We start from the raw sequence: 21,967 nt of genomic DNA, 5'->3' as shown, positions 1-21,967 counted from the left end.
CGTATACCATATATCAATCACCGCCCGTTCGCACAAGGCTTTGCACCGCGCATGAACGTATCGATCCACCGCTTTGTCACTGCACGGGTTCGCCCCGGCGGCAAGCGATTGCGATCGGCAGAAGCACGGTCACTATACGAAAAGGTCGGATTGCAGCGCCCAGGGGGATCATCTACCGTATACGTTAGATCGGAAGCGTATCACGTTTTCGAGACTTGTATGGAGACCCACTGGTGACAATCGTCGTCCGCACTCTTGCTGAACGCATTTTCGACGTGATCCGCGAAAGGATCGTCGAAGGCAAGCTCCCCGTCATGGAGCCGGTCAGGCAGGATGCACTGGCAGCCGAACTCGGCGTCAGCAAGATCCCGCTGCGCGAGGCTCTCGCGCGGCTCGAACATGAAGGCCTGCTGACCAGCCAGGCCAATCGCGGCTGGTTCGTCCGGCCGATGTCGAGCGACCAGGCCGAGGAAATCTACCTCCTGCGCCTCGCCATCGAACCGGCTGCCGTCGCCTATGCCTGCACCGTGGCCAACGAGGACGACCACAAGGCTGCCGTCCAGGCTTTCGAAGTGCTGGACGCCGCGGCGAAGGACAATCTCAGCGATGTCGCCGTGCGCAACCGCGAATATCACGTCGCGCTGGTACGCCCCGGCAAGCGCCTGCTGACCACGCAGCTCGTCGAGCGCCTCGAAGTGCTCGCCGAACGCTACGTCATCGCCCACCTCGAACCGGCAGGCCGCGGCGACCGCGCCCATACCGAACACCGTGAACTGCTCGACACCTGGCTCGCCGGAGATGCGGCCAAAGTCCAGAGCCTGCTCACGCAGCACATCGCCAGCACGCTAGACGACTTGCGCGCTCATTTTACCGCCAGCCAGACAGGCTGAGACCATAATCAGGGGGACCCATGCTCGGACCGCGTAAATCCATAGAAAGACTCTCACAACGCGAATCCGGGCATTCCCTGGCCAAGACCCTGAGCTGGCCGCACCTGATTGCCCTCGGCGTCGGCGCCATCGTCGGCACCGGCATCTACACCCTCACCGGCGTCGGCGCCGAGCGCGCCGGCCCGGCCGTGATCCTCGCCTTCGCCATCGCCGGTGCGGTCTGCGCCTGCGCGGCGCTCGCCTATGCCGAAATGGCGACGATGATCCCCGCCGCCGGCAGCGCCTATACCTTCTCCTATGCCGCCATGGGCGAGACGATCGCATGGATCGTCGGCTGGAGCCTGATCCTCGAATATTCGCTGGCCTGCTCTACCGTGGCGGTCGGCTGGTCGGGATACCTTGTCGGCTGGATAGAGTCGGCGGGAATTCACCTTCCCCATATGTTGCTGGTCGGCCCCCACGGCGGCGGCATCGTCAACCTGCCTGCCGTGCTCGTGGCGCTGGCAGTCATGGGCATGCTGATCGCGGGCACCCGCGAAAGCGCGACGCTGAACATCGTGCTCGTGATCATCAAGCTCGTCGCCCTGTCGATCTTCGTCATCATGGCCCTGCCCGCCTTCCATGGCGGCAATCTCGAACCCTTCATGCCCTACGGCTTCGCCAGCACCGAGATCGAGGGCCAGAAGCGCGGGGTCATGGCCGCTGCCGCCATCGTCTTCTTCGCCTTCTACGGCTTCGACGCGGTCGCCACGTCGGCCGAGGAAGCCAAGAATCCGGGCCGCGACCTCACAATCGGCATCGTCGGATCGATGGTCGTCTGCACCGCGATCTACATGGCGGTGGCGATCACCGCGATCGGCGCCCTGCCCTTCCAGCAGCTTGCCAACTCGCCCGAACCGCTCGCCCTCGTGCTGCGCCAGCTCGGCCAGCCGGTCGCCGCGCACCTGATCGCCTTCGCCGCCGTGCTCGCCCTGCCTTCGGTCATCCTCGTCATGATGTACGGCCAGAGCCGCGTGTTCTTCGTCATGGCCCGCGACGGCCTGCTGCCGCGCAGCCTCGCCAAGATCAGCCCCCGCACCGGCGCGCCCACCCGCATCACCCTGATGACCGGCGTGTCTATCGCCGTCGTCGCCGGTATCTTCCGTCTCGACGAGATCGCGGAACTCGCCAATGCCGGTACCCTGATCGCCTTCATCTCGGTCGGCGCCTGCCTGATGATCCTGCGCCGCCGCGCGCCGGAGTTGCCGCGTCTGTTCAAGTGCCCTAAGCCCTTCCTTGTCGGCACCCTGACGATCCTGGGCTGCGCCTACCTGCTGTTCAGCCTGCCCGAGAGCACGCTGGTCCGCTTCGGCGCCTGGAACGTGATCGGCCTGCTGGTCTACTTCCTCTACGGCCGCACCCGCAGCGAAGCGGGACGCGAGGCCACCGCGGCAGCCTGACACCGCTCGGCCTTATCCGGCAAACCTAGAAACGTTCTCAACTATACGCCCCAAGGTCCAAGGAGACCGCGATGAAACGCGCCCTCGTTCTGGCTGCCGCCCTGCTCGGCACCGCCCTCTCGCCCGCCGCCCATGCCAAGACTGCTTACGACGGCGTTTGGCTGTTCGACGATACCCCGCCGACGCCCGGCGTGACGATGATGGAAGTCACCTCGAAGGGCGGCAAGATCGCCGGAACCGTCACCACCAAGTGGTACGGGCCGGTTGAGATGATGAATCCTCGCATCGAGAACGGCGAACTCAAGTTCGAGGCCCGCAACCTCAACGACAAGGAACACCTCACCCGCCCCTGGAGCGTCGCGCTCAAAGGTGGGCAAGCCCACCTCAAGGGTCGGATCTGGGAATCCGAGGTCGATAGCAAGGGCCGCAAGGGCAAGGCCGCCGACGCCAAGGCACGCGCCTTCCAGTTCTCGCCCCTCGCCCCGCTCGGCGCGCCGATCCCCAACAGGATCGCCGCCACGCCGCCGATGGGCTGGAGCAGCTGGAACAAGTTCGCTGAACACATCGACGACAAGACCATCCGCGCACAGGCCGACGCCATGGTTTCGACCGGGCTGCGCGATGCGGGCTATCTCTACATCAACATCGACGACGGATGGCAGGGCAAGCGCGACGCGAACGGCGTGCTCCAGCCCAACGAGAAGTTCCCGGACATGAAGGCGCTGACCGACTACGTCCACTCCAAGGGGCTCAAGATCGGCATCTATTCCTCGCAGGGGCCGCGCACTTGCGCCGGTTACGAGGGCAGCTACGGCCATGTCGCCCAGGATGCGAAGACCTATGCCGCATGGGGCTTCGACTATCTGAAGTACGACCTCTGCTCGGGCGAATGGTTCTATGCCGACGCCGATACCGTGAAGCGCAGCTACTACGAGATGGGCGCCGCGCTTCAGGCAACCGGGCGCGAGTTCATCTATTCCCTCTGCGAATACGGCCGCTTCGATGTGGGCAGCTGGGGCCGCGACGTCGGCGGCCAGCTCTGGCGCACGACCGGCGACATCACCGATGACTATCCGACGATGGCGAAGATCGGCTTCGACAAGAACGGCAATCCCGACTGGGCCGGTCCCCATGGCTGGAACGACCCGGACATGCTGGAAGTCGGCAACGGCGGCATGAGCGCGGACGAATACCGCACCCATATGACGCTCTGGGCCATGTCCGCCGCGCCGCTGATGATGGGCCACGACCTTCGCGAAACCGATGCCACGACGCTGGCGATGCTCACCAACAAGCGCGTCATCGCCGTCGATCAGGACGCGAAGGGCGTACAGGGCAAGGCCGTGCGGAAGATCGGCACGATGGAAGTCTGGACCAAGCCGCTGGCCGACGGCCGCGTCGCCTTGGCCCTGTTCAACCGCGGCGATGCGGCGGCTTCGCTGGCGCTGACTCCGAGCGACGCGGGCCTTGCCTCGGTCTCGCAAGTCGAAGACCTGTGGAGCGGCGCCCGTTCGGCCGGATTGCCCGCCAGCTACACCGTTCCTGCCCGCGGTGCTGTCATGCTCACGGTCGGCGGCTGACCCTGCATAGCGAAGTCCCAACTGCCGGCGCGCAAGACATTTCCATCTGACGCGCGCCGGTAGACCTGCCGCCGGGTTTCGGCCTGCCCGATCCCGGCGGCATTCGTCAGCCACACGATTGCTGATAAGCCTTATCCATATTTGTTATTGCGAGGCATTCGCACTTCCCGTAATGGCTGCCCCATTGGGGGCCGGGACTCGATTTCGCATCGATAGGCGTGCTTCCCGTTATTCAAGGGAAACGTGCAAGTTGAGCGGCAGTGGAGACAGTCTCGATGTGCTGGATGGCAGGGCGCATGCGCCTGCGACGGCGCGCATCGATCCACCCGTCCGCAAGGCGGCTCCGGCACCCTCCCGTAAGGCGCCTGCAAAGAAAAAGAACAAGAAGGCCCGTGCCTTCTGGCTGAAGCAACTCCACACTTGGCACTGGGTGAGCGCGGCAGTTTCGCTGGCGGGGATGTTCCTTTTCGCGATTACCGGCATTACGCTCAATCACGCCGCCTCGATCGGCGCCGAACCGAACGTCGTGCAGAGCCAGGGCAAGATCGCCCCCGGCCTGCTGCGCCAATTGCCGCCCACGGGGGACAGCACCGCGCCCCTTCCCGCCGATGTGGCCAAGGCCGTCGCGGCCACTGTGCCGCTCGATCCCTCCGGCTTCGCCGCCGACTGGTCTGCCGATGACGAAGTCTATGTCGCCATGCCCGGTCCGGGCCGCGACGCCTGGGTCAGCATCGACCGCTCGAACGGCGCGGTCTCCGCCGAAGTCACCAAGCGCGGCACGATTTCCTATCTCAACGACCTCCACAAGGGCCGCAACACCGGCTCCGTGTGGTTCTGGTTCATCGATCTCTTTGCGGCAGCCTGCGTCATCTTCACCGTGACCGGCCTGTTCCTGCTCCAGCTTCACGCCAAGCACCGGCCCTCGACCTGGCCGCTGGTGGGGCTGAGCCTGCTGATCCCGCTGGCGATCGCCCTGATATTCATCCACTGAGACAAGAAGGCACCGATGACGACATCGAAGGCACTGCCCGCGCTTCCGCTTCTGGCCCCACTCGTTGCGGCCGGAACCATCGCCGCTCCGGCGGCAGCGGCCACCGTGAGCGTGACGATCCCGCGCATCAACGTCGCGGAATACCATCGCCCCTACGTCGTCGGCTGGCTGGAACCCGCTGCGGGCGGTCCGGCCCGCACCGTCTTCGTATGGTACGACGTCAAGAAGGCTGGCCGCGAACCGGGCACCAAGTGGCTGGCGGACTTGCGCTCCTGGTGGCGCAAGGGCGGTCGCTCGATGAACCTGCCTGCCGACGGTCTCAGCGGCGCCACCCGCGCGCCGGGCACCTATCAGATCGCGCTGCCTGCCAATCTTCCGGCCGGACAGTATGTGTTCAAGGTGGAAGCCGCGCGCGAAACCGGCGGCCGCGAACTGGTCTCGGTTCCGATCACCGTTCCGGTCAAGAAGAGCGCTTCAGCCGCAGGCACTTCCGAACTGGGCGCCGTCACCATCCGCTGACCTCGCTCTCACGCATTTTCACGATTTTTGGGGACATCACATGCGTTACAGTTCCATCCTGATCGCCTCGGCCGCCGTGGCTGCCGCCCTTGCCTCGCCTGCCTCTGCGCACCGTGCGTGGCTGCTGCCTTCGACCACGACGCTCGCGGGAACCAGCGAATACGTGACTGTCGACGCGGCCATCTCGAACGACCTGTTCTATCCCGACCACTTCCCGATGAACCCCGAGCAGGTCACCGTCTGGACGCCCGACGGCAGCCCGGGCAAGCTCGAAAACCCCGCCACCGGCCGCTATCGCTCGACCTTCGACGTGAAGATCGACAAGCCCGGCACCTGGAAGATCGGCACCCAGCGCTCGGGGATCATGGGCAGCTTCAAGGTGGACGGCGAGACCTGGCGCCTCGGCGGTCGCGGTCGTCCGATGGGTGCTCCCGGTGCCGGAGGCCCCGGCGGGCCTGGAGGTCCGGGCGGCGCTCCGGCCCGGAGCGTCGCGACCGTGGCGGACATTCCGGCCAATGCTACCGACGTGAAGCTCGTGGAATCGATCTCCGGCAATTACATCTACGTGACCGCCGATGCGCCCACCAAGACCGTGTTCGCGCCGACCGGAAAGGGCCTCGAAATCGATCCGATCACCCACCCCGACGAACTCGTCTCGAATGAAGAGGGGCAGTTCCGCTTCCTGATCGACGGCAAGCCTGCCGCCGGAGTGAAAGTCACGGTCGTTCCCGGCAGCAAGAAGTACCGCGAGGCCGAAGAGGCGCAGGAACTGACCACCGGCACCGATGGCGTACTCCATATCAAGTGGCCGGTCGCCGGAATGTACTGGATCAACGCCAGCGCCAGCGACAACAAGCCCAGCGAAAAGCGCGCGACCGAGCGTCGCATGACCTATACCGCCACTGTCGAAGTGGTCGCGCCCTGACCGGCGGCCCGCGACTGGCAATCCCCCTCGAAATCGATCCGGGCGCCCTTGCCGACTGGCGGCAGGACGCTCCGGTCATCGATCTAGGGGGAGAAACGATGGGCACGACATGGCGCCTGCGCCTTGCCGTGCCCGAGCCTTTCGACCGGGTCGCAACGGTCGAGGCGATCGAGGCCCGGCTCGAAGACATTCTCGCGCAGATGAGCCACTGGCGCGCGGATTCCGTGCTTGGCCGGTTCAACGACGCACCGGCCGGTGAATGGACCTTTCTCCCGCCCGATTTCGCGGGCGTGATGAGTGCCGCCATGGCCATTGCAGAAATGACCGATGGCGCCTTCGATCCGGCGATCGGCGGGGTGGTCGACCTCTGGGGGTATGGTCCGAGAGCGGTGGAGGCCCCGCCGACGCCGGACGCGCTTGCCGAAGCCCACGCCAATTCAGGCTGGCAGCGGCTGACCTACGATCACGAAAACAGCCGCCTGCGCCAGCCAGGCGGCCTGCGCCTGGACCTTTCCGGCATCGCCAAAGGCCATGCCGTCGATGCCCTCGCTGCACTTCTGCACAAACGGGGCTGCCATCACTTCCTCGTCGAGATCGGCGGAGAACTCGTCGGTCACGGACTTAGGCCGGACGGCGATCCCTGGTGGGTCGATCTCGAAAATCCGACCGGCGACGTGCCGCCGCTGCGTATCGCGCTGCACCAACTCGCGGTCGCGACCTCGGGCGATTATGTGCGCGGCCGCCATACGATCGATCCGCGCAGCGCCGTGCCGGTGGAACATGCGATGGCCGTAAGCGTCATCCATCGCTCCGCCATGCTCGCGGATGCCTGGGCCACCGCGCTTTCTGTCCTGCCCCCCGCCACAATGCACGCTCTTGCAATCCGTAAGAACCTGGCCGTCCGCGCGCTCTCCCGAAGCGATGAAAGCATTGAGGAATGGATCAGTCCTGCCCTTCAGAAGCTGATCTTCGAACCATAAGTCGTGGCCCGCCAGCCACAGTCATTCCTGCCAAGCTGCTGCTTTCGAAGGACTTTGCAACAAAAGCGATACATTTGCAACAAAGCATATTGCGAATGCGAATGACTCTCATTATCGGAGCCGCAACAGGTTTCCAAAACATGAGGGTAAATATGTCGTTCAAGCCTTCGTCCGCGGCTGCACGCCGCACGTTTCTCGCGCTGTCGTGCATAGCCCCGGCCATCGCGCCGGTCGCCCATGCGCAGCAGGCCGACGGCCAGCGGGTGCTCGGCGGCGTCACCGTCAGCGATACCGCAATCGACGAGCAGCCGGGACGCAAGCTGGAATCGCCCAAGCGTACCCGTCCGGTTCTGGACACGCCGCAGACCATCACCGTCCTGTCCAATGAAGTGATCGAGCAGCAGAACCTGCTGACCCTGCGCGACGTGCTCTCGACCGTGCCGGGTATCACCTTCGGCGCAGGCGAAGGCGGCGGCGGCTATGGAGACAGCATCAATTTCCGCGGCTACAGCGCCAACAACGACATCACTGTCGACGGCGTTCGCGACAGCGCCCAGTACACCCGCAGCGACCCGTTCAATCTCGAACAGATCGAAGTCACGAACGGCGCCAATTCGGTGATTTCGGGCGCCGGTTCAGTCGGCGGCAACATCAATCTCGTCACCAAGCGCCCGAAGTCGGACGACGCCTACGTCGCCACCGCCGGGATCGGCACCGACAATTACTATCGCGGCACCGTCGACTTCAACAAGCGGGTGAACGATCTCGTCGCCTTCCGCCTGAACGCCATGTGGCACCGCAACGACGTGCCCGGCCGCGATGTCGAGGACAACCGGCGCTGGGGTGTCGCTCCGTCACTCACCATCGGCATCGACAGCCCGACACGCCTGACGCTCCAGTACCTCCACCAGGAGGACGACAACGTCCCGCAGTACGGCCTGCCCTATTTCCAGACCGCCACGAATTCCGGCCGCATCCCCGGCGTGCACCGCAGCGACTACTTCGGCTATCGCAACGTCGACAAGCAGAAGGTCAACGTCGACCAGTTCACCGCGACCTTCGAGCACGACTTCAGCGACACCGTGTCTATCCGCAACCTGGGACGCTGGCAGGACGTGACGCAGTTCTCGCTGGTCAACCCGCCGCAGGGCACCTGGTGCCTGGCAAACGGAGTGACGCCTGCGGGGGCGACCTGCCCGGCAACGGTTCCGGCAGGCTACTACCTCCCCTCCGGTCCGCGCGGAAACACCCGTGACAGCCGCAACCAGCTGCTGTTCGATCAGGTCGACCTGACGGCGAAGTTCAACACCGGCGCAATCGAGCACACGATCGACGTGGGCGCTGCCGCAACCTGGGAAAAGTACGATCTCTTCTCGGGCAGCTCGCTGCGCAACGCAGACGGCACGGCCTATTACACCGCCTATCCGCTGATGAACATCGACAACCCCAATGCGGTCATCACCGGTCCTGCGGGCTTCAACTACGGCAGCAACGTCTACACCGGCGCGCTGAACTTCATCCGCACCGCGCACCAGATGGGCGAGCAGACCAACGTTGCCGGCTACATCTTCGACACGATGAAGCTGGGCAAGTTCGAACTCAACGCCGGTCTGCGCCTCGAACGCAATACCGGCACCTATCGCAACGATGCGATCTCGGCGACGCCCGCAACGCTGGGCGACGTGACGCCGGGCACCAAGGTCGAGAACAAGGCCACGCTGTTCTCCTACCGTGTCGGCATCGTCTACAAGCCGGTCGAGGCGGTCAGCCTCTATGCCGCCTATGGCAATTCGCGCACCCCGTCGAAGGCTTCGGTCAACGGTTCCTGCACGATCGCGGGCGTCAACGGCGCCACCGCGACGACGTGCAGCGTCTCGCCCGAATCCGCCCGCAACTACGAGATCGGCGCCAAGGCTGAACTGTTCGACGGCGACCTGCTGCTGACGGCTTCGGCCTTCCGCAACGAGCGCAACAAGTATGCGGTCGCCTCGGCCGATCCCGCGATCCCCGACCAGCAGCTCGACGGCAAGTCGCGCGTGGACGGCATTGCGATCGGCGCATCGGGCAAGATCACGCCGGACTGGACGATCACGGCGAACTATACCTATCTCGACACCAAGCTGATCCGCTCGGTGGCGCAGAACGGCTCGGCGATCGACTATGCGGCGGGATCGGAACTGACGCAGACGCCCAAGCATTCGGGCAGCCTGTTCACCACCTATCGCCTGCCGTTCGGCCTCGTGATCGGTTACGGCGCAACCTACCAGAGCTCCTTCGCGCTCAACACCCCGACGGCAACCGCGGCAACCGTCTATCGCTCGGACGACTACCTGATCCACCAGGGCTTCCTGTCCTATGAGTTCACCCCGAACCTCTCGGCGCAGATCAACGTCAAGAACATCGGCAACAAGCTCTATTTCCAGCGCATCCGCAACAACGGCTGGGCGACGCCGGGCGATGCCCGATCGGCGGTCCTGACCATTACCGCGAAGATGTAAGAGCTCCCAACGGCCCGGCGGGTGCGTATCGCGCATCCGCCGGGTTCCATTTCGAAGAATTGCTTGATCGCGGTCATTGTCAGCACCCGATTAATGGGCAAGAGAAGCCGCATGGTCATCGAAATCCCCGAGCTTTTCTCCGCCGACGAAGTGCGCGAGTTCCGCCGGGCGCTGGAAGGCGCTGACTGGACGGACGGCCGCGCCACCGCCGGTCACCGCGCCGCGCAGGTCAAGGAGAACGAGCAGCTTCCGCTCGAACATCCGCTGGCGAAGCAACTGGCAGACCGCGTGCTGGCCCGGCTCATGCAGACCCCGCTGTTCATCGCCGCCGCCCTGCCGCAACGCGTGCTCCAGCCCCGCTTCAGCCGCTACGACGGGCGCGGGCACTACGGCAATCACGTCGACAATGCGATCTTCCCGATCCCCGGCACCGGCGAACACTTGCGCAGCGACATTTCGAGCACCCTGTTCCTCAGCGACCCCGACGAATACGACGGCGGCGAACTGATGATCGAGGACATGTTCGGCACGCACACGATCAAGCTCCCGGCGGGCCACCTGATCGTCTATCCCGGCAGCAGCCTGCACCGCGTCGCCCCGGTGACGCGCGGCACCCGCTTCGTCTCGTTCTTCTGGACCCAGAGCTTCGTCGCCGCACCCGAACGCCGCCGCCTGCTTCTCGAACTCGACGGCGCGATCCAGGGGGTGGCGGGCGACCATCCCGAGCACCCTTCGGTCGACACGCTCACGCAGGTCTACCACAACCTGCTGCGCCAATGGTCGGTGACGTGAGCGACCTACCGCTTCCCGCGCTGACGCAAATCCCGCCGGACTTGCGCAGCCTAGCCGACTACGAAAGGCGCGCCCCCGCCCATCTCACCGCCGAGGCCTGGCACCACATCGAGGAAGGCTCAGGCATCGGACAGACCCTGCGCGCCAACCGCGAGGCGTTCGCGCGCCGTGGATTCCGCCCACGCGCCATGGCCGACCTCCGCGGCGGCAGCACCGCGACCGAGCTGTTCGGACGCACCCACGCCGCCCCGCTGATGCTCGCGCCGATTGCCTACCAGCGCCTTGCCCATCCCGATGGCGAACTGGCGAGCGTGCGCGCCGCCACTGCCCTCGACACCGGCACGATCGTCAGCACCCTGTCGAGCGTGACCCTGGAGGATATCGCCGAGGCCGCCCGCGCCTTCGCCCGCGAACTCGGCAAGCCTGCCGCACCCCTGTGGTTTCAGCTCTATCTCCAGCCCGACCGGCAGCATAGCCTCGCTCTCATCCGCCGCGCCGAGGCGGCAGGCTACGAAGCGATCGTGTTCACCATCGACGCCGCCATCAAGCTCTCGGGCATGACGCTGCCGCCCGGCGTCGGCGCGGCGAACCTCGCCGGAATGCCGCTGCCACGCCAGACCGCGACGCCGGGCGGACGTATCCTGTTCGGCACCCCTCTTGCCGATACGGCCCCGCGCTGGGAGGACCTCGCCTGGCTCCGGCAGGTCACGGCCCTGCCGATCCTCGTCAAGGGTATGGTGCTCGGCGAGGATGCCGCGCGCGCCGTCAATCTCGGCGCGGACGGTCTCATCGTCTCCAACCACGGCGGCCGCGTGCTCGACGGCTTGCCTAGCGTGCTCTACGTGCTCGAAGAAGTGGTCGAGGCGACCGGCGGGCGCGTTCCGCTCCTCATGGACGGCGGGTTCCGCTCCGGCACCGACGTGGTCAAGGCGCTCGCGCTCGGGGCAAGCTCGGTGCTGATCGGCCGTCCGCAGATGCATGCCCTCGCCGTCGCCGGAATGCCGGGCGTGGCCCATGCGATCCACCTGCTGCGCACCGAACTCGAGGCAGCCATGGCGCAACTCGGATGCGCGACCCCAGCCGATATCACGCGCGAGCGGCTGACCGATCTCTATTGATACCGCGACAATTGCGGATCGCTCATCTTCGGTAAATCTCTGGAATTGCATCGTTCATTTGTTAGCCGACCAGGCCAAGCAACAATGACGCGAAGCTGTCACCAATTAATACAAATTATGACGCCTCAAAGGGCGCGAACTTTGTCATGGCAGCAACAAAACAAGATGAGGGATTTACAAAGTGGTGCGATTCCGTTGCGGCCTTTTGGCATCGGCTGCCCTGACAGTCTGGCCTATCGCTACCGTTCACGCCCAATCGGCTTCGAGCGGCACAGGTACCGGCACGACCACAACGACCCATGCTGCCACCGAAGATAGCGGCGAAGAAATGGAGATCGTCGTTTCGGGCCAGAAGCCGCGCGGCTCGGTCGTCGGCGATATCGCTCCCGAAGTGACCTTCAACTCCGGCGACGTGCGCGCGCTGGGCGTCTCCAGCGTCACCGAACTGCTTGAGGAACTCGCGCCGCAGACCGAAAGCGCGGGCGGCGGTTCGCCGGTCGTCCTGCTCGAAGGGCGCCGCATCGCCAGCTTCCGCGAAGTCGGCACGATCCCCACCGAAGCGATCCAGCGCGTCGAAATCCTGCCCGAGGAAGTCGCGCTGAAATACGGCTATGCAGCAACGCAGAAGGTCGTGAACATCGTCCTGCGCCAGCGCTTTCGCGCCTACACGCTCGAAACCGGCGGCAAGCTCACCACCAAGGGCGACGGCCTGACCCTCAACCCCAAGGCCGATTTCCTGGCGATCCGCCGCGGCGAACGGGTCAACATCGATGCCAATTACTCGCACGCCAATCCGATCACGGAAGCCCAGCGCGGCCTTGCCACGAGCGGCGGCGACGGCAGCAACCGTACCTTGCGCTCGGGATCGGAAGCCCTGACACTGACGGGCACTTACGCCAAGCCGCTCTCGCAAGTCTGGCTGGCCACGATCAACGGCGAAGTCACCACCACCGATACCGAGGCCCTACGCGGCAGCGCGCTTTCCCCCGTCACCATTCCCGGCGGCAGCGCTTATGCAAGCGGCGCGACGGATGAGACATTCCTTCCGACCGTCGACGGTCTTTCCCCGCTCACCAACAGCAACAGCACCCAGACCGGGCATCTCGGCCTGACCTTGAACGGCACCACCCGGAAATGGCAGTGGACCGTCACCGGCAACTACGACCACAGCGACACCCGCTCGATCCAGCAGCGCCCGCTGAACCTTGCCGACTATGCCGCCGCCGTCGCCGCCGGAGACCCGCTGGCCGATCCCTCACTGCCGATCGCCGGTCAGTTCCTCGACTTCCAGTCGGCTAACCAGTCGCGCAATTCTACCGATAGCGCCGAACTCAACCTGATCGCCACGACCTCGCCTTTGCAACTGCCTGCCGGTGCGGTAAACACGACCTTCAAGGTAGGCGGCACGCTCGACCGCTCGGAAAGCGAGATCACCCGGCAAGGCCTGACGCAATACAGGAATGTCGACCGCAACCAGGGCGAGGCCTCGGTCAACATCGACATCCCGCTCAGCAGCCGCGCGGTGCCATTATTCCCCGGCGCCGGAAAGATGTCGATCAACGCCAATGCCGCCGTGCGCCAGGTCGGCGATTTCGGTACGCTGCGCACGCTCGGCGGCGGTTTCACCTGGAACCCGACCAGCCAGTTCAGCCTGATCGCCAGCTATCGCGACGACCAGAGCGCGCCCAGCGCGGCCCAACTCGGCGGTGCGGTAATCACCACCGCCAATGTCGACATCTTCGATTATACGCGCGGGCAGTCGTACCGCGTCACCGCACTGACCGGCGGCAATCCCGATCTCAAGGGATCGGGCATGCGCAACTTCCGCCTGGGCGGCACTTTCCGCCTCGACGATCCAAACATCACGCTCAATCTCGACTACAATCGCAGCTGGCAGCGCAATCAGGTTACCGCCCTGCCCGGTGCGACGCCTGCAGTCGTTGCCGCTTTCCCGGAACGCTTCACGCGCGATGCCGACGGCGACCTGGTCTCGGTCGACCTGCGGCCGATCAACATCGCCAGCGAGGACAAGTCCCAGCTGCGCATGGGCATCACGTTCACGAAGTCGCTCAAGACCCCGCAGTCGCAGATCGACGCCATGCGCGAGAGCTTCCGCAAGCGGTTCCCGAACGGCTTCCCCGGTCGTCCCGATGGCGAAGGTGGTCCGCCGCCGCCTCCGAGTGAAGGCGAGGCTGCCGGTTCTCGACCTGACAGTGCCGGAACCTCTGCCAATGCACCGGGCAATCCTGGAGGCGGTGAAAGCCCCGCCGGCGGCCCCGGCGGCGGCTTCGATCGTCCCGGCGGTGGCGGTCCGGGTGGCGGTCCGGGCGGCGGGCGCGGCTTCGGCGGCGGCGGCTTCGGCGGCGGCGGCTTCGGCGGCGGAGGACGCGGTGGGCGCCTCACGTTCTCGCTCTACCACACCTGGGTCTTTTCCGACCGTGTGGTCCTGCGCGAGGGACAGCCCGAGATCGACCTGCTCAAGGGCGGTACGATCGGTGCCAGCAGCGGCGGCACCCCGCGCCACAAGCTGGAACTGCAAACCGGCTATTCGCAGAGCGGGCTCGGCATGCGCTTCACCGGAAGCTGGCAGAGCGGCACGACCGTAAACGGCGTGGACGGCTACCCGACGACACAGCTGCGTTTCGAGGACTTCGCCAAGTTCGACTTGCGCCTCTTCGCCGATCTCGGCCAGCAGCCCAAGCTGGTGGACAAGATGCCGTTCCTACGCGGCTCGCGCGTGACTTTCTCGGTCTCCAACCTGTTCGACGCCCGCCAGAAGGTGCGCGACGGCAACGGCGATACGCCTTTCGCCTATTCGCCTTACTACCTCGACCCGGTAGGCCGTTCGTTCCAACTCACGTTCCGTAAACTGTTCTTCACGGCGCCGCCGGGCGGCCAGGGGCGCGGGCCGCGGTAACGGCAAGCGGCGCGACGAGGAGATCATCGTCGCGCCGCCGCGGTGTTAGCGCCGTTCCGGATGAACTTCAGGCTAGTATTTGCGAATGATTTTCATTAGCATGTTATTCGCGACCTGGAGTGCCCGCCGATGACCTTTCACTTTCCCGCCCCGTCCGGCCCGCCCGCCACCCTGCCGCCCAGCGTTCTCGTCGACATGGCGCGCTGCTGGACAGAGGCCCGCAGCGACGGGCACCTGACTCAGCCCAGCCTTGCCACCCGCCTCGATTTGTTCGACTGCGCCGTTCTCGCGCCGGTACTCGACAGCTTCTGCCTCCTGCTCGAATCCGCGCTCGATCGGCCGTTCCGCATGGGCGAAGCCCGGCACCTCTCCTCCGACGAGCGATTGATGCTGACACTGCTCGAAGGGCCGGAACTGCGCACCGTCACGCTGCCCTGCGACAGGACACGCGGCGCCCTGCTCGATCTTGCGATCCGTTCGACCCGGATCATGATCGCCCTTACCCTTCGGCAAGCACGCAAGGTGAAGGTCAAAGGCTGATTTGGGCCATGATCATCACGAAGAAGATGACCAGCGCCGTCGAAGCGAACCAGCCCAGCAGGACGGTGCGCCAGAACGCGCCGAACCGGCCTACTCCGTAAGCTCCGCGCAATTGCCGGTACATGTGGATCGGCGGTACGAAGAACAGAGCGGTCCACAAGGTGGCGGCGCCGAGCGCATCCAGCACCATACCGAGAATGACGAGCATCGTCATGAAGCAGAGCGAGTACGTAACGAAGACCGTGTGGTCGTAAAGGTGGAAGCGGCGGCTGAACGGAAAAAGCAGCCAGAGGAACGGCACCGAGATCGGGATCAGCGCCCAGCTATACTTATAGGCATAAGTCTGAAGCTTGTAAGCGGCGAGTTCCGGGTTCTTCTTGAATTTCTTGATCGCCTTGTCGATCTGGTGGAAGTCGCTGTAGCGCTTCTCATCGGGCAGGTTTTCGGCAATGGCGGACCGGGTGTCCTTCAAAGCCTCGATTTCCTGCCGCCTGCTGTCGATCCGCCTATCGATCGCCTGCGTATCGGCTTGCCGGTCCTTCAGCTTCTGCCGCTCTGCCTGCAAAGCCGCGAGTTCCTTCTCACTCGCGGCGATCGCCTGCCCGAAATTGCCGGATCGGACGGCCGGCACCTCGGCGCTCTCATGGCCTTCAAGGGCATGGAAGGTCGCGAACATCAGGAAGACGCTGAACAGGAAGAGCGCGATCGGAGAGACATAGCTCGCGCGCCGACCATCGATATATTCGCGCGTAAGTCGGCCGGGGCGCCAGGCCAACATCGGCAGCGTGCGCCAGATCTTGCCCTCGAAATGGAACACGCCGTGAAGCAGGTCGTGAAAGAACGCGCCGAGGCTGCGATGGACATGCGCCGCCTGTCCGCAAGCATGGCAATGCGAACCGACCAGCGAAGTGCCGCAATTGAGGCAGGCGGTTTCGTGCGTGTGCCCGTCGCTGCCCGTTTCCGGTTCGGCGGCCTTCGCGGCCAGCGCGCCTTGCCCGATTTCGGCCAGACTTTCAGTAATCTCGTTCATGCGTTCCCCCTGAAGCAGCAGGAACTTATCGCGTTGTCCAGCGACTGAACAGGCCTGCTAGCCGCCCCGAGCGGCAAGCTTGGCCTCTATGGCGCGCCACAACCGCGCGAACTGCTGCGCTGCCGGACTTTGCGGTGCATGGTCGCCGACCGGCCGCTGCTGCACGGCGCATTGCTCGACCGCACTGGCATAGGGCACCGAGGGCCAGCTCGGGTTGGCCTCACGCGCCTGTTTATGCAAGGCCCTTCGCAAATCGAGCATCGAAAGGACCGGCAGGATCGGCGGATGACGCCGCGTATTACCCGCGATTTCCCGAACCACCAGGTCAAGCGCCCGTGCGGAAAGGGGCGAGGGCGGCAGGGGAACGATCACCAGATCGGCCGCACGCAAGACTTGCGCGGAAAGCTCGTTCATCACCGGCGGGCAATCCAGCACGATGCGGGCATAGTTTCCGGAAAGCTCCTCGGTCAATCTCGCCAGCCGCTTCCGCTTGCCGATGCGGATCAACTGGGCGTCGAGTGCGCGAATGCTCTCATCCGCAGGCAAAACGTCCAGCCCTTCCCAGGCGGTTGACCGGATCAATCTGGCTGGGGAGCGATCGCGCGAGAAGACCTCTTCCGCCAACCCGCTGTCGCTGGATTCCAGCCCATAGAGAAACCCGGAACCGCCCGCCGCATCGAGATCCCAGAGCAGCGTGCGATGGCCGCCTTGTGCCGAACACCAGGCGAGATTGGCCGCAAAGGTCGTCTTTCCAACCCCGCCCTTGACGCTGTAGATCGCAATCGTGGCCCCGCCGGAGGATTGCCTATCCGCATCCGGTTCATCCACGCGGCGTCCGCGCTCGCGAACCGATCCACCGGCGATCCGGGGTAATTTGTGCTTCCTGCCAACCACGAGCGGGATCGTTGCCGGTGGAGCGCGATCCGTCAACCGGGAACCGCTTTCGGTCGCTGCCCAAAACGGTATCGGCCCGCAGCTCTGTCCGATAAACGGAGAGAACTGCGGGCCGATACCGCAATCCGGCTCGCACCGGATCAATAAGTCAGGCTATCAGCCGTCGTAGTCGCCACCCAGCGAGGTATTACGGGTGGGCGCCGAAGCGGTGATGCGCAGGGCTTCGGCCGACTGGCTGAGCGAACCGATTTCGTCCATCTCGTCGTCGTCGTCCGGCAGGACGCGCTGCATCGAGGTGACCAGCGTTTCCTTGAGGTTGGTCGGGGTCACGGTCTGCTCAGCGATTTCACGCAGGGCAACAACCGGGTTCTTGTCGCGGTCGCGCTCAAGGGTGAGTTCGGCGCCGCCCGAGATCTCGCGCGCACGCTGTGCGGCCAGCAGGACCAGGTCGAAGCGGTTGGGGATCTTGTCGACGCAATCTTCGACAGTAACGCGCGCCATGGGCACTCCGTATGAAATCTGGTGGATCGGTAAACGGGAGCCGATAAGCCCTCCCCTCCCGAGAGTCAAGAAAATGCGCGTCGGTCAGCATGCAAGAGTCATGACGCGGCGCCAAGCTGGTCGAGAACGAAAGCCTCCCATTCCGCCGAATCCCGGTAGCGCTCGAACCGGCCGGATTTGCCGCCATGCCCTGCCTCCATGTTGATCCGGAACAGCAGCGGGTTGCCATCGGTCTTTCTGGCCCTGAGCTTGGCCACCCATTTGGCGGGTTCGTAGTACTGAACCTGACTGTCCCACAGCCCTGTCGAAACAAAGAGCGCCGGATAGGCTTTGGCCGTCACGTTGTCGTAGGGCGAATAGCTCAGCATGTAATCGTAATAGGGCTGGCTGGCCGGATTGCCCCACTCGTCGTATTCGAACGTGGTGAGCGGGATCGAGGCGTCGAGCATCGTCGTCACCACGTCCACGAACGGCACTTGCGCGACGATCGCCTTGTAGTCCTGCGGCGCCATATTGGCGACGGCGCCCATCAGCAGTCCGCCCGCACTACCGCCCATCGCCGCCACCCGCCCTTTCGCCGCATAGCCTTTCGCCACGAGGTCGCGAGTCACGTCGATGAAATCGGTGAAAGTGTTCTTCTTGTTCAGCAGGTGGCCGTCGTCATACCAGCCGCGCCCCATTTCCTGCCCGCCGCGAATATGGGCGATGGCAAAGACGACACCTCGATCGAGCATGCCGATGCGCGAGGGATCGACGCTCGGATCGGTGGAAAAGCCGTAGCTGCCATAAGCATACTGGAACAGCGGCGCGGTGCCGTCGCGTTTCACGCCTTTTGCGTGGACCAGCGAAACCGGCACTCTGGTACCATCACGCGCGGTCGTCCAGACCCGCTCCGTCACGTATCGCGAAGGGTCGTAGCCCGGTACCGGCGTGACCTTGAGCACACGCTTCGCGCCGGTCGTTGCATTGATCTCGATCGTCGTGGTCGGCGTCACCAGCGAACCGTAAGTGTAGCGCACCCACGGTGAGGACGGCACCCGGTTGATATCGAGCGCCATGCGATAGGCCGGTTCGTCGGCGCCGACCGGGATCGACTTGCCCGCATCGGTCAGCAGCCGGATCGTGCGATTGCCGCCCTCGCGCTGGTCGATGGCGATAAAGCCTTCGAACGGCGCAAAATCCTCGATGAAGACGCTGTCGCTGCCAGGCGTCACATCCTTCCACGCGGCCACGCCCTTGGCGGCGTCGGCATCGGCGAGGCTCACCAGCTTGTAGTTCTTCGCACCGCGATTGGTGCGGATCACCCAGCGCTTGCCGAGATGTTCGGCCGAGTAGCGGAACTCCTTTTCGCGCGGCGCGATCACCGTGAAGCGGTCCAGCGCATCCACGGCGGCGCAGCGCTGCTCGTCGCTGACCGTGCTCTGGACGACGATGCAGGCATATTTGCCGTCCCGCGTACGGGTGATGCCCATCTGGAAGGTATCGTCCTTCTCCTCGTAGAGCAGGCGATCCACCGCGGCATCGGTGCCCAGGACATGGGCCTTCACCTGATAGCCGCGCAAAGTTACCGGGTCCTTGGCTATATAGAGCACGGTGCGCCCGTCCCCGGCCCACACGATGTTGGGTTCCACGTCGGCAATCGTATCGGCCAAGACCTTGCCAGTCGCGATGTCCTTGACCTTCAGCACATATTGCCGCCGCCCGACGGTATCCTCGGCCCAGGCGACTTTCGTGTTGTCGTCGCTGACGGAATAGTCGCCGAGCGTGAAGAAATTGTGGCCCCGCGCCATCTCCGGTTGGTCGAACAGGACTTCCCATGCACCGGCGCTCCCCGCCTTGCGGCGCTCGACCACCGGATAATCCGCTCCGGCAGCGAAGCGGCGCGCGTAGGACCAGCCGTTATCCTCGTAGGGAACCGAACTGTCGTCCTGCTTGATATGCGCGACGGTCTCCTCGTACAGCTTGTGCGAGAGCGGTTTCAGCCGCGCCATCTGCGCATCCGTCCAAGCGTTCTCGGCTGCGAGGTAGGACAGCATCTCCGCGTTCTTGCGGGTATCGTCGCGCAGCCAGTAGTAATCGTCCTCGCGCGAACCGTTCGGCGAAGGGACCTGATAGGGTTTCCTCGCCGCGACCGGGGGGCTGGCCGGCAGGTTGACGGAAGGGACGCTCTCACCAAAGGCGGGCACTGTTCCCAGCACCGCGCTCATGACCGTTATGCCCGCAAGAAACGTCGACCGCATCGTCCATATCCCCCCGTAATCGAAGCGCGATGCTATCCGGCTCGTTCCCGGTTGGAAAGACGCGATATCAGCGGCGGAAACAGGCCGTTTCGTGATCGTTGACGACGCCCACAGCCTGAAGCCAGGCATGGACCACGACCGGGCCAACAAAACCGAAGCCGCGCTGTTTGAGCGCCGCCGACAGGGCATCGCCTGCCGGAGAGCGCGCCGCACTGCCGGTGCCGTCGCCCATGGCAGGTTCGCCGCCGACGAAGGACCAGACGAACTCGGCGAAGTCCTCGCCCTGTTCCTGCATCGCAAGGTATCCCTGCGCGTTGCGGATGGTCGCCTCGATCTTGGCGCGGGCGCGGACAATTCCCGCATCGCCCATCAGGCGTTCGATTTCGGCAGGACCGTAACCAGCGATGCGATGAGGATCGAAGTCCTCGAAAGCCGCACGGAAAGCATCGCGCTTGTGGAGGATCGTCCGCCACGACAGGCCCGCCTGGAAGGTGTCCAGCACCAGCTTTTCCCAGAGCGCGCGGGAATCGCGGACGGGAACGCCCCATTCGTCGTCATGATAGGCCTGCATCCGGGCATCGCCCTCGGACCAGCGGCAGCGGCATAGCGTTTCGGTCATCGGGCTTTCCGGAAAGTGAGGTTGTAGCGCCAAGGGCCGGTGGCAGGATGCGTACCCTTCTCGACACTGTCCACCCCATGGAAGACCATGCGCGACGGGCCTCCCCAGACCACCACGTCGCCATGGTGAACATGATGGCGACGGGGGCGGTCGCTTCGCGCCTTTCCGCCCCAGAGGAACGTGGCCGATAGCCCCAGCGAAACCGAGACGATCGGCGCATCGTGGTCACGCTCGTCCATGTCCTGATGCAGCGAGAGGCGCGTTTGTGTGTCATAGCGATTGACGAGGCAGGCGTCCGGCACGAAGCTCGGATAGCCCGCGGCAGCCGCCGCGCGCGCCGCCAGATCGAGGAAGCGCGGCGGCAGCGCGGGCCAGGAATTTCCCGTCTCCGGATCGGTGGACTGATAGCGATAGCCCTTATCGTCGCTGACCCAGCCCGTCTCTCCGCAGTTGAACATCGCCACCGAAAGTCGGCCGCCGCTGCGGGTCGTCATATGGCGGAACGGCGAGATCGCCGCGAGCGGCGGTATCTCGGCGAGCAATGCGTCAGCATCATCCAGCGCGAAACCGCCGAGCAGGATCGCGCCCGGCCCCAGCGCGACTTCGCTGCGAGCGCAGGCGAACATGTCAGGCTGCATCATGGAAGATTACCCCCAGAACATGGCGCCTGCCCGAGCGAAGCCGCGACACCCCGTGCCGCATGGCGACGCGGTAGTCGCCCCGCGATCCGCGCTGCGGCCGCTGGTTGACCGCAAAGACCACGCCGTCGCCCTTGGCCAACGGCACGACGATAGGCCGCGACTGCATGCGCGGGCGCTGCTCGGTCAAGACGAACTCGCCGCCAGTGAAATCCACTCCCGGCTGCGAAAGCAGGACCGCCACCTGCAAGGGGAAGACATGCTCGCCATAGAGGTCCTGATGCAGGCAGTTGTAGTCTCCGGGACCGTACTGGAGCAGCAGCGGCGTCGGCCGTCGCTGTCCGGCAGCATGGCTGCGGTCGAGGAACTCGGCATGATTCGCCGGAAAACGGGCCGCCATGTCCATGCGCTCATGCCAGCGGTTCGCGATCGGCGCGAGACGGGAATAGAGCGCCGTGCGCAGCGACTGGACCACATCGGGCAGCGGATAGGCGAAATAGCGATACTCGCCCTGTCCGAAACCGTGGCGGGCCATGTGAACCTGGCTGCGGAACATGTCTGTCGGGGCGTAAAGCCCGCAAACCGCATCGCATTGCCCATGCCCCAGCAGGCCCGGTAGGAGCGCCCAGCCCTCCCTGTCGAGCTGGGCCGCGATTTCCGGCCAATCCTGTCCCGCAACAGCGGGCATTTCGTCTTCGTTCTGGGTCATCACCGGCGGCCTATCGCAAGCACCCTGCGATAGCGCCCCGATCCTTGCGATCAAACCTAGCTCTCACCGGCAAGGCAGCGAACAGGCATCGTTGCAATTATCGCTATTGATTCGCATTAGTTTATATGCCCAAGGACGAGTACGCCC

19 protein-coding genes are annotated in these 21,967 nt (G+C 64.8%); 12 read left to right on the top strand and 7 right to left on the bottom strand.

What is annotated here, in order from left to right; translation table 11 throughout:
- Positions 1-233: 233 nt before the first annotated feature.
- From ACZ1II_RS04760 to ACZ1II_RS04705, 12 genes are all read left to right on the top strand, one after another.
- On the top strand, positions 234-890 hold the full coding sequence (locus ACZ1II_RS04760; RefSeq protein WP_465143269.1) for a GntR family transcriptional regulator: 657 nt from the start codon (positions 234-236) through the stop codon (positions 888-890).
- 20 nt (positions 891-910) lie between these two features.
- Positions 911-2,329, top strand: a complete 1,419-nt coding sequence (locus tag ACZ1II_RS04755; protein WP_465143268.1) for an amino acid permease — start codon at positions 911-913, stop codon at positions 2,327-2,329.
- Between the two features lie 71 nt (positions 2,330-2,400).
- Positions 2,401-3,909 carry a glycoside hydrolase family 27 protein gene (locus tag ACZ1II_RS04750; protein WP_465143267.1) on the top strand — a complete coding sequence of 503 codons (1,509 nt, stop codon included), beginning with the start codon at positions 2,401-2,403 and terminating at the stop codon, positions 3,907-3,909.
- A 316-nt stretch (positions 3,910-4,225) separates the two neighbouring features.
- Positions 4,226-4,900, top strand: coding sequence for a PepSY-associated TM helix domain-containing protein (locus ACZ1II_RS04745; protein WP_465144531.1), 675 nt, complete (start codon positions 4,226-4,228; stop codon positions 4,898-4,900).
- 15 nt (positions 4,901-4,915) lie between these two features.
- A complete protein-coding gene (locus ACZ1II_RS04740) occupies positions 4,916-5,419 on the top strand; it encodes a DUF2271 domain-containing protein (protein ID WP_465143266.1) in 504 nt (167 codons plus the stop codon).
- 40 nt (positions 5,420-5,459) lie between these two features.
- The gene (locus ACZ1II_RS04735) at positions 5,460-6,344 is read left to right on the top strand and encodes a DUF4198 domain-containing protein (RefSeq protein ID WP_465143265.1); all 885 of its coding nucleotides are present in this window, start codon (positions 5,460-5,462) and stop codon (positions 6,342-6,344) included.
- A 98-nt stretch (positions 6,345-6,442) separates the two neighbouring features.
- Positions 6,443-7,324 (top strand): FAD:protein FMN transferase, encoded by an 882-nt coding sequence (locus ACZ1II_RS04730; RefSeq protein WP_465143264.1) that lies wholly within the window; start codon positions 6,443-6,445, stop codon positions 7,322-7,324.
- Between the two features lie 152 nt (positions 7,325-7,476).
- On the top strand, positions 7,477-9,822 hold the full coding sequence (locus ACZ1II_RS04725; RefSeq protein WP_465143263.1) for a TonB-dependent receptor: 2,346 nt from the start codon (positions 7,477-7,479) through the stop codon (positions 9,820-9,822).
- Between the two features lie 111 nt (positions 9,823-9,933).
- A complete protein-coding gene (locus tag ACZ1II_RS04720) occupies positions 9,934-10,614 on the top strand; it encodes a Fe2+-dependent dioxygenase (protein WP_465143262.1) in 681 nt (226 codons plus the stop codon).
- Positions 10,611-11,732: an alpha-hydroxy acid oxidase gene (locus tag ACZ1II_RS04715; protein WP_465143261.1), complete on the top strand. Its 1,122-nt coding sequence runs from the start codon at positions 10,611-10,613 to the stop codon at positions 11,730-11,732. The genes ACZ1II_RS04720 and ACZ1II_RS04715 overlap by 4 nt, the downstream gene beginning before the upstream one ends.
- Positions 11,733-12,060: 328 nt before the next feature.
- Complete coding sequence (locus ACZ1II_RS04710) at positions 12,061-14,649, top strand: TonB-dependent receptor (protein ID WP_465143260.1); 2,589 nt, start codon at positions 12,061-12,063, stop codon at positions 14,647-14,649.
- Positions 14,650-14,778: 129 nt separating this feature from the next.
- Positions 14,779-15,189, top strand: a complete 411-nt coding sequence (locus tag ACZ1II_RS04705) for a hypothetical protein (protein ID WP_465143259.1) — start codon at positions 14,779-14,781, stop codon at positions 15,187-15,189.
- Here the strand turns inward: ACZ1II_RS04705 and ACZ1II_RS04700 are convergent.
- The 7 genes from ACZ1II_RS04700 to ACZ1II_RS04670 form a co-directional block, all read right to left on the bottom strand.
- Positions 15,179-16,219: a DUF3667 domain-containing protein gene (locus ACZ1II_RS04700; RefSeq protein WP_465143258.1), complete on the bottom strand. Its 1,041-nt coding sequence runs from the start codon at positions 16,217-16,219 to the stop codon at positions 15,179-15,181. The genes ACZ1II_RS04705 and ACZ1II_RS04700 overlap by 11 nt on opposite strands.
- A 57-nt stretch (positions 16,220-16,276) precedes the next feature.
- Positions 16,277-17,047, bottom strand: coding sequence for a ParA family protein (locus tag ACZ1II_RS04695; RefSeq protein WP_465144530.1), 771 nt, complete (start codon positions 17,045-17,047; stop codon positions 16,277-16,279).
- A 222-nt stretch (positions 17,048-17,269) separates the two neighbouring features.
- Positions 17,270-17,614 (bottom strand): DNA-directed RNA polymerase subunit omega, encoded by a 345-nt coding sequence (gene rpoZ, locus ACZ1II_RS04690; protein WP_465143257.1) that lies wholly within the window; start codon positions 17,612-17,614, stop codon positions 17,270-17,272.
- Positions 17,615-17,712: 98 nt separating this feature from the next.
- Positions 17,713-19,854, bottom strand: a complete 2,142-nt coding sequence (locus ACZ1II_RS04685) for a S9 family peptidase (protein WP_465143256.1) — start codon at positions 19,852-19,854, stop codon at positions 17,713-17,715.
- 67 nt (positions 19,855-19,921) lie between these two features.
- On the bottom strand, positions 19,922-20,473 hold the full coding sequence (locus tag ACZ1II_RS04680) for a DNA-3-methyladenine glycosylase I (protein WP_465143255.1): 552 nt from the start codon (positions 20,471-20,473) through the stop codon (positions 19,922-19,924).
- Entirely contained in the window at positions 20,470-21,114 is a 645-nt protein-coding gene (alkB, locus tag ACZ1II_RS04675; RefSeq protein WP_465143254.1) for a DNA oxidative demethylase AlkB, read from the bottom strand. The genes ACZ1II_RS04680 and alkB overlap by 4 nt, the downstream gene beginning before the upstream one ends.
- Positions 21,101-21,820: a 2OG-Fe(II) oxygenase gene (locus ACZ1II_RS04670; protein ID WP_465143253.1), complete on the bottom strand. Its 720-nt coding sequence runs from the start codon at positions 21,818-21,820 to the stop codon at positions 21,101-21,103. The genes alkB and ACZ1II_RS04670 overlap by 14 nt, the downstream gene beginning before the upstream one ends.
- Positions 21,821-21,967: the final 147 nt, after the last annotated feature.

The sequence above is a fragment of the Novosphingobium sp. BL-S-20 genome (genome assembly GCF_055521635.1).
Note: the sequence above shows the minus strand (reverse complement) of the source record. Positions and strands in the feature narration are given on the sequence as shown.

What these genes read in the sequence shown, in the direction of transcription:
- ACZ1II_RS04755 (WP_465143268.1), top strand. Translation starts at nt 911, where the DNA reads ATGCTCGGACCGCGTAAATCCATAGAAAGACTCTCACAACGCGAATCC.
- ACZ1II_RS04750 (WP_465143267.1), top strand. Translation starts at nt 2,401, where the DNA reads ATGAAACGCGCCCTCGTTCTGGCTGCCGCCCTGCTCGGCACCGCCCTC.
- ACZ1II_RS04740 (WP_465143266.1), top strand. Translation starts at nt 4,916, where the DNA reads ATGACGACATCGAAGGCACTGCCCGCGCTTCCGCTTCTGGCCCCACTC.
- ACZ1II_RS04735 (WP_465143265.1), top strand. Translation starts at nt 5,460, where the DNA reads ATGCGTTACAGTTCCATCCTGATCGCCTCGGCCGCCGTGGCTGCCGCC.
- ACZ1II_RS04730 (WP_465143264.1), top strand. Translation starts at nt 6,443, where the DNA reads ATGGGCACGACATGGCGCCTGCGCCTTGCCGTGCCCGAGCCTTTCGAC.
- ACZ1II_RS04725 (WP_465143263.1), top strand. Translation starts at nt 7,477, where the DNA reads ATGTCGTTCAAGCCTTCGTCCGCGGCTGCACGCCGCACGTTTCTCGCG.
- ACZ1II_RS04720 (WP_465143262.1), top strand. Translation starts at nt 9,934, where the DNA reads ATGGTCATCGAAATCCCCGAGCTTTTCTCCGCCGACGAAGTGCGCGAG.
- ACZ1II_RS04710 (WP_465143260.1), top strand. Translation starts at nt 12,061, where the DNA reads ATGGAGATCGTCGTTTCGGGCCAGAAGCCGCGCGGCTCGGTCGTCGGC.
- ACZ1II_RS04705 (WP_465143259.1), top strand. Translation starts at nt 14,779, where the DNA reads ATGACCTTTCACTTTCCCGCCCCGTCCGGCCCGCCCGCCACCCTGCCG.
- ACZ1II_RS04700 (WP_465143258.1), bottom strand. Translation starts at nt 16,219, where the DNA reads ATGAACGAGATTACTGAAAGTCTGGCCGAAATCGGGCAAGGCGCGCTG.
- rpoZ (WP_465143257.1), bottom strand. Translation starts at nt 17,614, where the DNA reads ATGGCGCGCGTTACTGTCGAAGATTGCGTCGACAAGATCCCCAACCGC.
- ACZ1II_RS04685 (WP_465143256.1), bottom strand. Translation starts at nt 19,854, where the DNA reads ATGCGGTCGACGTTTCTTGCGGGCATAACGGTCATGAGCGCGGTGCTG.
- ACZ1II_RS04680 (WP_465143255.1), bottom strand. Translation starts at nt 20,473, where the DNA reads ATGACCGAAACGCTATGCCGCTGCCGCTGGTCCGAGGGCGATGCCCGG.
- alkB (WP_465143254.1), bottom strand. Translation starts at nt 21,114, where the DNA reads ATGATGCAGCCTGACATGTTCGCCTGCGCTCGCAGCGAAGTCGCGCTG.
- ACZ1II_RS04670 (WP_465143253.1), bottom strand. Translation starts at nt 21,820, where the DNA reads ATGACCCAGAACGAAGACGAAATGCCCGCTGTTGCGGGACAGGATTGG.